The following is a 14,812-nucleotide window of genomic DNA, read 5'->3' on the forward strand; positions in this document are numbered from 1 at the left end:
CCATCCAAATATGATTGAAATTAAGATGGTTCAAGTCGGAGGAAGGCACTTTGAGGTGTCTTTTTTTTATGACCTTTATCATTAACTATTTAATGTTTTTTAAATGATTACATGACATATTTTTTTGTACCAAGCTTTGTTGATACAGTTAGACTTATCCGTTAGTGTATTCGTATTATTAGAACATCCTACAGTATTTAGGGAGAATGTGGCCAATAAAAACCATAATATTAATTTCTTCAAATAACCACTTCTAACTCTTTTTTAATTAACATTTTTTAAAATACTTATTAATTTTACATTACATTAAAGGTTGGAAAATATTCTTATACTCATAAATTGTTACGTTTTGGCGAGGAGAGGAATTATGAGTTATAGCAATTTTTAAGATGACTTTGGCCTAGGATGTAATTACTAAGAAAAGTAATTCAAATCGAAGGGGGAAACGTCTTGAGGTGTCTTTTTCTTATTTTCAATAAGGTCTGCTAAATACATGTATAAAACAAATTCTACAATAAGGCCTAGTTTAATCATACGGTCACTTGTAAAGTATGCGTATGGTTAGACCCTGTTCACTTAGCGATTTTCACCGCATATACCTTTTTCTATAGTTTGTTCTCGTAATATTGTCTCTACAAGACAAAAAAGAAAACTCCTCTAATTAAGAGGAGTTTTCTTTTTAGCGGTAGTTAATGAACTGTACGTCGATTGGTAAATCAGCGCTACGAACAGCTGCGATTACTGCTTGTAAGTCATCACGGCTTTTTGCTGTAACACGTACTTGATCATCTTGTACTTGTGTTTTTACTTTTAATTTCATTTCTTTAATGATGTTGTTAATTTTTTTCGCGTTATCTTTATCGATACCTTGTTGAAGTGTTGCGCGTTGGCGAACAGTGTTGCCAGTTGCAGCTTCAACTTTTCCGTAATCTAAGTTCTTAATTGGAACGTTACGTTTTACAAGTTTAGAGATAAGAACGTCTTTTACTTGCTCTAATTTAAACTCGTCATCAGAAGTTAAAACAAGTACTTCTTTTTCTAATTTAATATCACTTTTACTTCCTTTAAAGTCATATCGGTTTTGGATTTCTTTTAATGCGATATTAATTGCGTTTGTTACTTCAGGTAATTCTACTTTCGAAACGATGTCAAAAGAACTATCTTTTGCCATAGTTAGCACCTCCAAATAAATTTCTAATCTTGTTATGTACTGTACATACTAAAGTATAGCTGAAAACGAGTCTAGACTTAAGTGTTTTCGTACTTATATTCATGTAACCTCATTTTATTATAGTGAATTTTGGGCAGTTGGACAAATACAGGAAAAATCATGTTATAATTAACTTTTGTTTGGAATGATAAAAAAGATAATTTTATATATATAGAAGGGAATTAAAAAATATGTATTTGCAAATAGGATCGATTGAACAGGTAACTGTTTTACGCGAAACGGAAATCGGATATATGGTTGGGAATGAAGAAGAAGAAATTTTCCTACATAAAAACGAAGTAGCTGGAGAAATTGAAGAAGGCGATACGATTGATGTATTCTTATACCTTGATCACCAAAATCGTATTTCAGCAACAATGAAGGAACCAATTATTACAACTTATGATTGGAACTGGGTAAAGGTTGTAGAAGTTATTCCTAGTTTAGGTGTGTTTGTTGATATTGGTGTGTCAAAAGATATACTAATTCCAGCTGATGAGTTCCCGATTTATATGCCGGTATGGCCAGAAGTAGGCGACGAATTATATTGTACGTTAAAATTAACGAATCGTGATCGTTTAATCGCTCTTCCAGCGAGAGACAGTGATATGCAAGAAATTATCGTAGATGCAACGCCATCTATGCGTAATAAAAATGTAAATGGACGTGTATATCGTTCGCTTCAAGTAGGTTCATTCGTTTTAACAGATGAACATTTCCGTGCTTTCTTACACCATACAGAAAGAAAAGAACAAGTCCGCATCGGTCAGCGTGTAACAGGACGTATTATTGACGTCAAAGATGACGGTACAATTAACATTTCACTTCTTCCTCGTAAAGAAGAAGGAATGGAAGACGATGCTGCAGTAATTTATGCATATATGGAAGAACGAGGCGGAGCAATGCCGTTTTGGGATAAGAGCCATCCAGAAGATATTAAAGAACGCTTTAACATGAGTAAAGCTGCATTTAAGCGCGCACTTGGTAAGTTGATGAAAGAAGAAAAGGTTTACCAAGAAGAAGGTTGGACTTACTTTAAGAAATAAGATGAAAGATTAAAAAGCACCCCCTTATCTAAAAAGATAAGGGGGTGCTTTTTTTAATTTCCTTGCGGAGAAACAAGAGTAAATGTATCTTTCAAATCACTATCATTTATTTTAATATTTGCCTTTTTTAATTCCTCTTGTAACAATTTTTTGCTGAATACAGGATCAGCAGTACGTTCTTCCTCTAAGTTTTTGCGAATAGAGTTTTTTACTTCATCGTAAGGTTTTAAATCTTTTTTATCAGTTAATTTAATAACGTGATAACCGTTTGATGATTTTACGGGGTTGCTAATTTGTCCAACATTTAGTTTGTAGGCAGCCGTTTCGAATTCAGGAGCCATTGTACCTGAATTGAAGTATCCAAGGTCTCCGCCTTTATCTTTTGATAGTAGATCTTGTGATTCTTGTTTTGCTAATTCTTCAAATGAAGCACCAGCATCTAGTTTACTCTTTATTTCTTTCGCTTCATTTTCGTCACTTACTAAAATGTGACTCGCTTTAATTTCTGGCTTATAGTGGTCTTTTACGTCTTTCTCTGTAATGCTTTTCTTAATCGCTTCATTCATAGCAAGTTTGAACTTAATTTGATTTTTAAAATCCTCTTCATCTTTTAAACCATTATTTTCTAATACTTTTTTGAATTGATCTCCATATTGTTTTTTTACTTTTTCTACTTCTTTATTTACCTCTTCATCAGGTACTTTATATTTTTTTGTGATGACGTCTTGTGCCATCATTTCGTATAGCATGTCTTTTCCGTAACGATCTTTCAATTGTTTTTCGAAGTTATCCTTTGTAATGGTCGAGTCTGTTGCTGTAGCGACTGTAGCTGAGCCATTTTTTTGTTCGCAAGCAGATAGCATCAATATACTTATTAGTGCAGTAATAATGAAAATATGTTTCCCTCTCATGCCAACACCTCATCCGAATATGTTATCGCTATTGTAGAATATAGAAGTGAACATGAAGTGAATTTTTAATGTTTTTTTCCTTTAAAATGTAAAAAAGTACATCAACATAATTGTTGATGTACGATGGAATCAAAGGTGATCGGTCTTTTTAGAGTATGCACGTTTACCTTGCTGAATATTTTTTTGCTCTTGCTCATTTTTTTGTGTGCGTTTTGCGTTATTATCGCGTGCTTTTTTGTCGTTATCACTCGTATGTGGCATATGTATCAACTCCATTTCTAAACGTTGTACGTTTATCATTTCCTTTTTCGTAAAGACTATGTATAGCGGTGCATTTATGAAGGGTAAAGGTGGATTCGAAATGGATTTGAAGTTGAATTATACTGAACTTATAAAGAAGTTAATCGTTGTAATCATCGCAGGTTTATTAAACGCGATTGGGATGAATTTATTTTTAACGCCAGCAAAAGTGTATGCGAGCGGCTTTGCTGGATTGTCTCAATTATTATCACAAATATTAGGTGATTTTTTATCGATTCACATATCTACGGGAGTATTGTTTAGCTTATTTAATATTCCTGTCGTTATTTTAGCGTGGAAAAAGGTTGGAAAGGCCTTCACCTTTTTCAGTTTTCTTTGTGTTATATTTATGACTTTGTTTCTAGAGATCATCCCTGTTAGAGCGGTTTCGAATGATATCATATTAAATGCGATTTTTGGCGGGATTATTTCCGCAATTGGAGTAGGGATTGCTTTAAAGTGGGGTGCTTCTACAGGTGGATTAGATATTATCGCCATGATTTTATCAAAAATAAAAGATAAGCCTGTCGGTACATACTTTTTCTTTTTTAATGCAATTATCATTATCGCTGCTGGCTATGTATATGGATGGGAAAAAGCGTTGTATACGCTAGTGACTTTATATGTATCAACGAGAATTATTGATGCAATTCATACTCGTCATGTAAAGATTACAGCATTAATTGTTACGAAGAATGGGGCAGACGTAAGAAAGGCGATTCACTCGCGATTAGTAAGAGGGATTACAACGATACCAGCAACAGGTGCTTATACGAATGAAAATAAAGAAATGTTAATGATGGTTATTACCCGTTACGAGTTATACGAATTAGAGAGGATTATTAAACAAGTGGACCCAGGTGCATTTACAAATATACTGCAAACAGTTGGGGTGTTCGGATTGTTTCGGAAAGATTAAAGAGGACCAAAGTTGGTCCTCTTTTTTAATGTAAATTCGTGATGTTTTGCAATTGCTCTTGCATTTCACGGAGCTGAACTTTTTCAGCAGTTGAAGAGTTTGCGTAAGCGGATTGCAAAGCATTTTTTGCTCTATACACGAGATCTTGTTGCTCAGTACCGCTTGAACAAGATACGGCATTTTCAACAGCATCTCTAGCTTGTTGGAATAGTAAGTTCCCCATTTAAACCCCTCCAAAAGAAGAGTTACTTCTTGCTTTTTCTGCCTCAGCTAATGTACCTCTGTACGGGAATCTTGCATCATGCTTCATAACAGCATCGGCTCCTTGTTGGATAAAACGTTTTGATTTGTTCTTTTTACCCATTCGAAAAACCCCCTTTATTTAGCTGAAAACAATCGACGCAATGTCTCATGCGTCTACTTATAGTATGGACATTTGGCAGGAAACTATAAGTAGGGAATTTTTAGATTACAACCCAAGAACCTCTTCTAAATATAAAGCAATACCATCTTCTTCGTTCGTTAACGTCGTATGGTTTGCGAGTGATTTTAATTCAGGGATGGCATTTCCCATTGCGATGCCGTGACCAGCAAATTCAATCATTTCAAAATCATTATCTTCATCACCGAAAGCGATAATTCGCTCTTGTGGAATGTTGTAATGACTAGAAATTTTTTGTAATCCAACTGCTTTATTTAATCCGCTTTTCACAATTTCAATAATCGGCCAAGGTGCGCCCCATTTTCTATGGTCGATTACTTCCGCATGCATATCCGTTAAATGTTGACGAATTGCAGTAGAATGCTCGTCATGTGCGTCAATTAATAAGCAAGTTGGATGATCGTTTAAAATATTTAATAAGTCTCCGGTAAAAATCTTAGGAGAGCCGAATTCGAAAATATGTTTTTTATCTTCATCAATTTCACGAACATACACATCGTCCATTACTTCCGCGTATATATTTTTTACGCCAAAATCAAAGCAAGCTCGGACAATTTCTTGCGCTGTTGCTAGCTCAAGAGGAGAGTGATGTGTTCCCCAGTTTGAATCAAGAGGATGATGTACGTAAGCGCCGTTAAAGTTTACGATAGGTGTGTTAAGATCAAGTTCTTTATAGTAATCGTAACTAGCACGGAATGGACGTCCTGTTGAAATAACAACAATATGTCCCTGTTCCTTTGCTTTTGCAATTGTATGTTTCGTTCGAGTGGAAATTATTTTGTTGTCTGTTAATAAAGTGCCGTCTAAGTCTAATGCGATTAAATGTTGTTTGTTCATAATTTCACCTCTTATAATAATTTTTTTGTATCTATCTGTATTTCCGTTTTTAATATGCAGAAATAAGAGGTTAGACTCGGTGGAATCACCATAGATGGAAATTTCACTATATATCCATCTTACGTCTCAAAGTGCTGTGGTGTCTACTATTTATCGTTGGAAATTAAGAAAAGTCAACATCTTTTTAGAAAGTTCAAACAATGTTTCTTTCATTATGTACAAATTGTGAAAAGGGTTACATTGCTCGTGTGATGAGGCATATAATGAACATGTAATCTTCTCGTATATGTTTGACTCTCCTTTGAAACTAGCCTAGAGTAGGTTGGTTTCTTTTTTTTCTACAAGTAGGAAAGAAATCCCTGCTTACGCTTGTGTCATTCATATATATGTACAAGAATGAGATGTAGTACTGTTTCCTAAACATGACAGAAAAGCTTTCTTTTAAAATGGATATACTAATGAGGCAAGACGTCATGGAAGGAGAATGAAGATGGGACAAAATCGCAGGTTTCGTTCTGGACAAAAAGCGCCGAATGATGGCATTTACGTAGAAATTGGTGAAACGGGAAGTATGGTGAAAGATCCGCAAATGGTGAAATTAACTGCCGGTGAAAAGTTTCCGGATAACACGAATCATAACCGCCAGTGGACATATAAAAGAAAACCGTAACAGAAGCCGCAATCATTATTGCGGCTTTTTTGTCGTTATACATTGTAATTTCATTTACCGTATTTTTTAGCAGTATAATGAATGCTCTCTTTTTCTTTTTCAAATAATAAGTTTGAAAATACATAGGCAAAATTATTGTATAAAAAAGTCAGTTGGCGTATAATCAAATCAAAGGTCAAAGAAAGTCAAACTTTTGGAGGGCTGTAAAGATGGACTTAAATCAAATGACAACAAAAACACAAGAGGCGATTATGAGTGCCCAATCTTTAGCGGTATCTCATCATCACCAAGAGGTGGATACTGTTCATCTATTACTTGCATTATTAGAAGAGCAAGATGGATTAGCAGTACGTATATTTCAAAAAATGAATGTTGATATAGAAGCATTAAAGCAAGGTGCAGAAAGTTTAATTAAAAAGAAACCTTCTGTAACGGGGAGCGGTGCAGAAGTTGGAAAATTGTATGTAACGAGCGCTCTGCAACAACTGCTTGTAAGAGCAGGGAAAGAAGCAGAAAAACTGCAGGATGATTACATTTCAGTAGAACATGTATTGCTTGCTTTTTCTGAAGAAAAAGGCGATATAAATCAATTATTTACAAGATTGCATATTACGAAAGATAACTTATTACAGTCTTTAATGACAGTTCGGGGGAATCAAAGAGTGACTAGTCAAAATCCAGAAGCAACTTATGAAGCGTTAGAAAAATATGGCCGTGATTTAGTGGCGGAAGTGAGAGCAGGGAAAATCGATCCTGTAATCGGCCGTGATAGTGAAATACGACGTGTAATCCGTATTCTTTCACGTAAAACGAAAAACAATCCGGTTTTAATTGGGGAGCCAGGTGTTGGTAAAACAGCAATCGTTGAAGGATTAGCACAGCGTATTGTGAAAAAGGATGTACCTGAAGGATTGAAAGATAGAACGATTTTTGCGTTAGATATGAGTGCACTCGTAGCAGGTGCGAAATTCCGTGGTGAGTTCGAAGAGCGTCTGCAAGCTGTATTAAATGAAATTAAAAAGAGTGAAGGACGCATTTTATTATTCATTGATGAACTTCATACAATAGTTGGAGCTGGTAAAACAGAAGGAGCCATGGATGCAGGAAATATGTTAAAACCGATGCTTGCGCGTGGTGAACTGCATTGTATCGGGGCGACGACGCTCGATGAATATCGCAAATATATTGAGAAAGATCCAGCGCTAGAAAGACGTTTCCAACAAGTATTAGCAGAAGAACCAACTGTTGAAGATACAATTTCAATTTTACGTGGATTAAAAGAACGCTTTGAAATTTATCACGGTGTAAATATTCATGACCGTGCGATTGTAGCAGCGTCAGTTTTATCAGATCGATATATTTCAGATCGATTCTTACCTGATAAAGCAATTGACCTTGTTGATGAAGCGTGTGCAACAATTCGTACAGAAATCGATTCTATGCCAACAGAATTAGATGAAGTAACGCGCCGCATTATGCAGCTGGAAATTGAAGAAGCGGCTCTTGGAAAAGAAACGGATCGTGGTAGCCAAGAGCGTCTAAAAACATTGCAACGTGAATTATCGGATTTAAAAGAAGTTGCAAGTGGTATGAGAGCGAAATGGGAGAAAGAAAAAGAAGAAATTCACAAAGTTCGTGACTTACGTGAACATTTAGAACGTCTGCGTCGTGAATTAGAAGAAGCAGAAGGTAATTACGATTTAAATAAAGCAGCCGAACTTCGTCACGGAAAAATTCCAGCAATTGAAAAAGAGTTAAAAGAAGCGGAAGAAATGGGCGCGCATAATAAACAAGAAAATCGTTTATTACGTGAGGAAGTAAGTGAAGAAGAAATTGCAGATATTGTTTCACGCTGGACTGGTATTCCTGTTGCGAAACTCGTGGAAGGTGAACGCGAGAAATTATTACGCTTAGAGCAAATCTTATCAGAGCGTGTCATCGGACAAGAGGAAGCAGTAAGCTTAGTGTCAGACGCAGTTCTTCGTGCTCGCGCTGGTATTAAAGATCCGAACCGCCCGATTGGTTCTTTCATCTTCTTAGGACCAACAGGTGTTGGTAAAACAGAACTTGCAAAAACGCTAGCCCAGTCTTTATTCGATAGTGAAGAGCAAATGATTCGCATTGACATGTCTGAGTATATGGAGAAACACGCAGTGTCACGCTTAATTGGTGCACCTCCTGGATATGTAGGATATGAGGAAGGTGGTCAATTAACTGAAGCGGTAAGACGTAAACCATATTCCGTTGTTTTATTAGATGAAATTGAAAAAGCACATCCAGAAGTATTCAACATTTTATTACAAATGTTAGATGATGGGCGCATTACAGATTCGCAAGGTCGTACAGTGGACTTTAAAAATACAGTTATTATTATGACTTCAAATATCGGATCTGCTCATTTACTAGATGGATTAGAAGAAGATGGTTCGATTAAAGAGGAATCAAGAGACCTTGTAATGGGACAATTAAGAGGACATTTCCGCCCTGAATTTTTAAACCGTGTTGATGAAATTATTTTATTCAAACCTCTTACAACGAATGAAATTAAAAGCATTGTTGATAAAATTGTAAAAGAACTACAAGGTCGTCTAGCTGACCGTCACATTACAGTAGAATTAACAGATGCAGCAAAAGAATTTGTTGTGGAAGCTGGTTTCGACCCAATGTACGGAGCTCGTCCATTAAAACGATACGTACAACGTCAAGTGGAAACGAAATTAGCACGAGAATTAATTGCAGGAACAATTACTGACAATAGTCACGTAGTTGTTGATGTAGAAAATAACGAATTAGTCGTTCATGTGAAATAAAAATAAAAAAAGAGTTCGGATAAAATCCGGACTCTTTTTTTAGTGTTGTTCTACTGGCTCGTTTGGAATTGCAGCTGAAATTGCGAGTACTAACACAGCAAGAACAACTGAGAAAATAGACGCTTGGTTAAAGTCGTATGTACCGCCAGTCATAGAGCCGATTACATAGCTCATCATATGTACAAGTAAGAACGACCAAATTAATGCCCAAATGAAACGCATATTTTACACCTCTATTCGTTCAATCTGTCCTTATTGTAACACAATTGAAAAAAGAATATAGAAAAATATTTGTAGATTTTTCAACGCAAATTTGCATTCCGTTCATACATTATAAAAGAGTGGTTTTATATGTTTAGAAAATAAGGCGGGGGAAAAATGAGTATTACGGAACGTTTTTTTTACTTAGAAAAAGAACCATGTGTCATTTATTTACCGGAGAAGCCAAATGGATTTTCTGTAATGCTTCTTGGTGATTACAACTACTTTATTGAGAATGGTACAAGTTTATGGACACAGCATGCGGGTAGATCTTATTTTTTACATGGCCTTATTGAGCAAGGCTACACTGTCTTTTCTTCTAATTTATACGGAAGACATTGGGGAAACGACCAATCTGTTCGTCTAGCAAAACGTTTATATGACGTTGTGTTGAGAAAAGAGACATTGAATGCGAAAATGCACATTATGGCAGATGGTATGGGAGCACTTGTAGCACTTGAAATGATGAACAAATATCCTGAGTGTATACGCTCTGTCATTATGTTAAATCCGTGTTTAGATTTACCAGAATATGTGGAGTTTGAGAAAGAGCATAAGTTTTTTTACAAGAGACTGGTGAAGGAATTAAGTTTGGCGTATGATTCCAAAGAAGAAGAATTAGAATTAAAAATAAATAAGAAATCATTTACGCTTCTTCCATCTTGTGTACCTGTCAAAATTTTCGTATCAACACAAGAAAAAAGAGGAAGAAAACAGCAGTTGCGTAGATATGAGAAAATGAGGCAACTAAATCAATGTGATACTTCTGTCTTGTTCCATCTGCAAGATGTGAAATATAAAATGGTTAGGCAAACGACCGATTTCTTTAAAAAATATGAAGAAGAATTATGAAGCTCCCATATACATAAATGAGGAGCTATTTGTTTCAGAGGGAAAGGGTTGGTGGTATGGAACGCGTGCTGATAATAGGTGCACTTACGTTTGTAGGTTATCACCTTGTAAATAAAATGATTGCAGAAGAAGTGGAAGTCTATGGTCTTGATTTTGATGAATTCGATAGTATGACCAAAATTAATGAAGAGAAGTTATTATTAATTGGGCGAAATGCGTTATTTACGTATTATTCGATAAGAGATGAAGATGGATGGAGATCGGTTGAGGAAGAGAGATTCGATACTGTTTACTTTTGCTTATATGAGCCAAATCAGCAAAGTGGATTTCGGAATGAAAGAGTCATATTACAATATTTAAAGCGAATTATAAGAATGTGTGAAGAACAAAAAGTGAAGTTAAATTTAATTTCTTCTATTGAAGTAGGAAGTACAGATGAATCCGAAAATAAGCGCCTATTTTTGAAAGTAGAAGAAGGATTGAAAAAAGGGAATTTACAATATAGTGTATTTCGAGTTCCAACATTATATGGACCGTGGCAACCGTCCTTTATGATGTTTCATCAGCTTATTTTATCAGAATTAGTTGAAAAAGAGTGCCGTTGTACGATTGAGGAAAAGGGGAATGATTTACTTTACGTTGAAGATGTATGTGAATACTTATGGGAACATGGAACGAACGGGGCGCATCTTGGTATATACAATTTACTTAGTGGTAAACAGTCATTATGGGAAAAAGGTATGAATCTTTTACGCGCGGATGATAAAGTAAATAAAAATAATAGCGAAGTAAGAGATGAGGCTATCGAAGTAATTTCGATAAAAAGAAATACTCCGTTAGAATACGGTTTAAATAAGCAACTGGCACACATGAAAAAATATAAAGAGTTATACGAAGGGTAGTACGCGTGTTACACTATTGTATGTGAAAGTTTTAATGGAGAGGAAGAGTATAATATGAACGAAAAAAGCATGCAGTTTTTACAAATCGCAATGAAGCATTTACCGGAAGCAAAGGCAATTTTAGATGATAATGGAATTGCACTTGATATGGAGAAGGCACAGCCGGTGTTAGAGTTGTTAATGAAAGTTATGAACGAGGCTTATGAGCTCGGGAAAGCAGATAAAGAATAAAAAGCATCTTTTTAGATGGAAGAGAGGCTCGAACCGTGAACAGAAGCGGTTTGAGTCTTTTTATATTTGAGAGGTATGTTTCTGTTTCTTTTAATGAAAAATAAAGTGGATAATGCGTTAGCTTTCTGTTTTATGCGAAATATATTCTAGACAAAAATACATTTATGTTTTAAAATTAGTACCAAGTCATAATAATTGATATAAAACGGAGGGCTGCGATGTGAACGTGGGCATTTTAGGGATCGGAAGATATGTGCCAGAAAAAGTAGTCACAAATCACGATTTAGAAAAAATAATGGATACATCCGATGAATGGATTCGTACGAGAACGGGAATTGCAGAAAGACGCATTGCCGATGATACAATAGATACTTCATATATGGCCGTAGAGGCTGCAAAAAAAGCACTTGAAGATGCAGGGGTTAGCGGAGAAGATATCGATCTTATTTTAGTGGCGACAGTAACACCAGATCGTGCGTTTCCAGCAGTAGCTTGTGTCATTCAAGAAGCGATTGGAGCGAAACATGCAGCTGCAATGGATGTAGGTGCAGCATGCGCTGGTTTTATGTACGGAATGATTACAGCGCAGCAATTTATTCAAACGGGGACTTATAAAAACGTATTAGTAGTTGGTAGTGATAAGCTATCTAAAATTGTAGACTGGAATGATCGAAATACAGCGGTATTATTTGGAGACGGAGCCGGTGCTATCGTAATGGGAGCAGTTTCAGAAGGAAGAGGCGTTCTATCTTTCGAATTAGGAGCAGACGGAAGCGGCGGTAAGCATCTATATCAAGACGAGTATGTTATGATGAATGGCAGAGAAGTCTTTAAATTTGCCGTTCGTCAACTTGGTGAATCTTGTCTTCGCGTGCTGGATAAGGCTGGTCTTACAAAAGAGGATGTGGATTTCTTAGTACCGCATCAAGCGAATATTCGTATTATGGAATCTGCAAGAGAGAGATTAAATTTGCCACAAGAAAAAATGAGTATGACAATTGAAAAGTTTGGTAATACATCGGCTTCTTCAATTCCGATTGCAATGGTAGAGGAATTGCAAAACGGACGTATTCAAGATGGTGATTTAATTATACTTGTTGGTTTTGGCGGCGGATTAACATGGGGAGCAGTCGCTCTTCGTTGGGGTAAATAAGGACTGAGAGAAAAAAAGGAGTGTATTTTGTATGGAAAAAAAGAGGGTCGTAATTACAGGACTAGGAGCTGTTACACCGGTCGGTACAGATGTTGAAACAGCGTGGGAAAACATTAAAAAGGGTGTATCTGGAATCGGACGACTTACAAGAATTGATCCGGAACTATTTCCAGCAAAAGTAGCAGCAGAAATTAACGACTTTGAAGTCGAGAAATATATTGATAAAAAAGAAGCGCGCCGTATGGATCGCTTTACACAATATGCAGTAGCAGCAGCGAAAATGGCAGTTGCAGATGCAAAGCTTGAAATTACAGAAGAAAACGGACCCCGAATTGGTGTGTGGATTGGTTCTGGTATTGGTGGTATGGAAACATACGAAGAACAATTTAAGATTTTTACTGAGAAAGGCCCGCGCCGCGTGAGCCCATTCTTCGTACCGATGATGATTCCAGATATGGCAGCAGGTCAAGTATCGATCGCAACAGGAGCAAAAGGAATTAACACTTGTTCTGTAACGGCTTGTGCATCTGGTGCAAACTCAATTGGTGATGCATTTAAAGCGATTCAGCGCGGTGATGCTGATGCAATGATTACGGGCGGGGCAGAGGCGCCGTTAACAAGTATGGCATTCGCAGGATTTAGCTCAGCGAAAGCATTAACATTTAATGAAGATCCAGCAACAGCTTGTCGTCCATTCGATAAAAACCGTAGTGGTTTCGTAATGGGTGAAGGTTCAGGTATTTTAATTCTTGAAGAATTAGAGCACGCATTAGCTCGTGGTGCTCACATTTACGCGGAAATTGCTGGTTACGGTGCAACTGGTGATGCATTCCATATTACAATGCCGGCTCCTGGCGGTGAAGGCGGCGTGCGTGCAATGCGTCAAGCTTTAGCTGATGCAGGCCTACAGCCAGAAGATATTGATTACATTAATGCGCATGGTACAAGTACGGATGCGAATGAAAAGTATGAAACGATGGCAATTAAGGAAACGTTCGGTGAGCACGCGTATAAAGTAGCGATCAGTTCAACGAAATCAATGACAGGTCACTTATTAGGAGCAGCTGGTGCTGTTGAAGCGATCTTCTCTATTAAATCAATTACAGACGGAGTAATTCCTCCAACAATTAACTATGAAACACCAGATCCAGAGTGTGATTTAGATTATGTACCGAATAATGCGAGACATCAAGAAGTAAACGCAGTGTTAAGTAATTCATTAGGATTCGGTGGTCATAACGCAGTATTAGTATTTAAATCGTATAAATAATAGATAAAATAAGGAGTTTTTTCGCAATATATTGCGAAAAAACTCCTTATTTATTTTTACGCCTTTTTCTCCTGTAGCATATACATAAGAAAAAGGAGGGATAAAGATGGGGATTGTTGAAACAGCTGAATGGCTACATTTATATTATGGGCGGCCAGAAAAACTTTGTGAGAAATTTACGAAGTATATTCCGTTGCCAAAAGAAAGGTTGTATCGCTTTTTAATTTCAAAAGGGATGTATCGCCCGATCATGCGCGGAGAAAAGGAAATTAAAGAATTAGAGGAAAAGGAAATTTGGAAAGAATTGAGCCTGGAGTATGATAAACTGAAAAACTGGTTAAAAGGTCCAGATGTCCCTGTCTTTATTTTATTATCAGATTCCTATAATCGAACTGTACAAGAAGAGTATAACGGTAGGGCTGGATTATCTATGCGTCATGTTATTTTCTTATTCGTATGTGGACGGAATTCGGTAGAAGAATTAAAAGTGTTATTAGCGCATGAATATCATCACATATGCAGGTTACATCAAATTGAGACGAAAGAAACAGAATATACATTACTTGATACGATGATTATGGAAGGGCTAGCTGAACAAGCAGTAACAGAAAGGTATACAGAAAAAAACAATGCACCGTGGACGGCGTATCTTTCAAAGGAAGAGGCTATTTATTATTGGAAAAATATTGTACATGAAAGAATAAGTATAAAACGAGGAACAAGGGAACATGACATCTTATTAAATGGCTTTCACTCTTATCCGAAGATGCTTGGCTATGCGCTTGGATTTCATATTGTCAAAGATTGTGTAACTTTGGAAGAAGAAGATACACTTTCTTTATTATCTATAGATGCAAAAGAAATATTGAATAAAGCAAGTACATTTCATATATAAAAAAACAGGATTTCTATTTCCTGTTTTTTTAATATTAATAGAAGAAAAAATAATAATTAGAATATATTTCCTCAAGTGGAATAAAGTTAAGCAAAAATGAACA

At 36.2% G+C, this 14,812-nt stretch carries 17 protein-coding genes; 10 read left to right on the forward strand and 7 right to left on the reverse strand.

What is annotated here, in order from left to right:
- Positions 1–679 precede the first annotated feature (679 nt).
- Positions 680–1,171 (reverse strand): YajQ family cyclic di-GMP-binding protein, encoded by a 492-nt coding sequence (locus NST27_RS05905; RefSeq protein ID WP_001040149.1) that lies wholly within the window; start codon positions 1,169–1,171, stop codon positions 680–682.
- A gap of 230 nt (positions 1,172–1,401) precedes the next feature.
- On the opposite strand from NST27_RS05905, the gene NST27_RS05910 reads away from it, so the two are divergent.
- Entirely contained in the window at positions 1,402–2,256 is an 855-nt protein-coding gene (locus NST27_RS05910; protein ID WP_000281262.1) for a CvfB family protein, read from the forward strand.
- A 53-nt stretch (positions 2,257–2,309) separates the two neighbouring features.
- On the opposite strand, the gene prsA is transcribed toward NST27_RS05910, so the two are convergent.
- Together prsA and NST27_RS05920 are read right to left on the reverse strand one after the other, a co-directional pair.
- Complete coding sequence (prsA, locus tag NST27_RS05915) at positions 2,310–3,167, reverse strand: peptidylprolyl isomerase PrsA (protein WP_001214202.1); 858 nt, start codon at positions 3,165–3,167, stop codon at positions 2,310–2,312.
- A 129-nt stretch (positions 3,168–3,296) separates the two neighbouring features.
- Positions 3,297–3,428 carry a DUF3941 domain-containing protein gene (locus tag NST27_RS05920; RefSeq protein WP_001120851.1) on the reverse strand — a complete coding sequence of 44 codons (132 nt, stop codon included), beginning with the start codon at positions 3,426–3,428 and terminating at the stop codon, positions 3,297–3,299.
- Between the two features lie 100 nt (positions 3,429–3,528).
- Here NST27_RS05920 and NST27_RS05925 point away from each other — a divergent pair, with 100 nt between their 5' ends.
- Positions 3,529–4,386: a YitT family protein gene (locus tag NST27_RS05925; RefSeq protein WP_000364431.1), complete on the forward strand. Its 858-nt coding sequence runs from the start codon at positions 3,529–3,531 to the stop codon at positions 4,384–4,386.
- A 25-nt stretch (positions 4,387–4,411) separates the two neighbouring features.
- Here the strand turns inward: NST27_RS05925 and NST27_RS05930 are convergent, their stop codons facing one another.
- From NST27_RS05930 to NST27_RS05940, 3 genes are all read right to left on the reverse strand, one after another.
- Positions 4,412–4,609 carry a DUF3813 domain-containing protein gene (locus tag NST27_RS05930; RefSeq protein ID WP_000527407.1) on the reverse strand — a complete coding sequence of 66 codons (198 nt, stop codon included), beginning with the start codon at positions 4,607–4,609 and terminating at the stop codon, positions 4,412–4,414.
- A complete protein-coding gene (locus tag NST27_RS05935; protein ID WP_000516816.1) occupies positions 4,610–4,750 on the reverse strand; it encodes a hypothetical protein in 141 nt (46 codons plus the stop codon). It abuts the gene before it with no gap.
- A gap of 105 nt (positions 4,751–4,855) precedes the next feature.
- Positions 4,856–5,665, reverse strand: coding sequence for a Cof-type HAD-IIB family hydrolase (locus NST27_RS05940; protein WP_001041232.1), 810 nt, complete (start codon positions 5,663–5,665; stop codon positions 4,856–4,858).
- A 490-nt stretch (positions 5,666–6,155) separates the two neighbouring features.
- On the opposite strand from NST27_RS05940, the gene NST27_RS05945 reads away from it, so the two are divergent.
- Positions 6,156–6,335, forward strand: a complete 180-nt coding sequence (locus NST27_RS05945; protein WP_000531421.1) for a YjzC family protein — start codon at positions 6,156–6,158, stop codon at positions 6,333–6,335.
- A 209-nt stretch (positions 6,336–6,544) separates the two neighbouring features.
- Positions 6,545–9,145, forward strand: a complete 2,601-nt coding sequence (gene clpB / locus NST27_RS05950) for an ATP-dependent chaperone ClpB (protein WP_000365404.1) — start codon at positions 6,545–6,547, stop codon at positions 9,143–9,145.
- Between the two features lie 39 nt (positions 9,146–9,184).
- On the opposite strand, the gene NST27_RS05955 is transcribed toward clpB, so the two are convergent.
- The gene (locus NST27_RS05955; protein WP_001211116.1) at positions 9,185–9,367 is read right to left on the reverse strand and encodes a YjzD family protein; all 183 of its coding nucleotides are present in this window, start codon (positions 9,365–9,367) and stop codon (positions 9,185–9,187) included.
- 156 nt (positions 9,368–9,523) lie between these two features.
- On the opposite strand from NST27_RS05955, the gene NST27_RS05960 reads away from it, so the two are divergent.
- The 6 genes from NST27_RS05960 to NST27_RS05985 all read left to right on the forward strand — a co-directional run bounded on the left by NST27_RS05960 (position 9,524) and on the right by NST27_RS05985 (position 14,709).
- On the forward strand, positions 9,524–10,258 hold the full coding sequence (locus tag NST27_RS05960; RefSeq protein ID WP_000028714.1) for a hydrolase: 735 nt from the start codon (positions 9,524–9,526) through the stop codon (positions 10,256–10,258).
- 29 nt (positions 10,259–10,287) lie between these two features.
- Complete coding sequence (locus NST27_RS05965; protein ID WP_001986101.1) at positions 10,288–11,160, forward strand: NAD-dependent epimerase/dehydratase family protein; 873 nt, start codon at positions 10,288–10,290, stop codon at positions 11,158–11,160.
- A gap of 54 nt (positions 11,161–11,214) precedes the next feature.
- Positions 11,215–11,391 (forward strand): ComZ family protein, encoded by a 177-nt coding sequence (locus tag NST27_RS05970; RefSeq protein WP_001986215.1) that lies wholly within the window; start codon positions 11,215–11,217, stop codon positions 11,389–11,391.
- Positions 11,392–11,611: 220 nt separating this feature from the next.
- Complete coding sequence (fabH, locus tag NST27_RS05975; protein WP_001100533.1) at positions 11,612–12,544, forward strand: beta-ketoacyl-ACP synthase III; 933 nt, start codon at positions 11,612–11,614, stop codon at positions 12,542–12,544.
- 31 nt (positions 12,545–12,575) lie between these two features.
- Positions 12,576–13,814 (forward strand): beta-ketoacyl-ACP synthase II, encoded by a 1,239-nt coding sequence (fabF, locus tag NST27_RS05980; RefSeq protein WP_000412652.1) that lies wholly within the window; start codon positions 12,576–12,578, stop codon positions 13,812–13,814.
- 106 nt (positions 13,815–13,920) lie between these two features.
- Complete coding sequence (locus NST27_RS05985; protein ID WP_000513274.1) at positions 13,921–14,709, forward strand: DUF2268 domain-containing protein; 789 nt, start codon at positions 13,921–13,923, stop codon at positions 14,707–14,709.
- Positions 14,710–14,812: the final 103 nt, after the last annotated feature.

The sequence above is a fragment of the Bacillus sp. FSL W8-0770 genome, assembly GCF_038008705.1.
Lineage (GTDB): Bacteria > Bacillota > Bacilli > Bacillales > Bacillaceae_G > Bacillus_A > Bacillus_A cereus.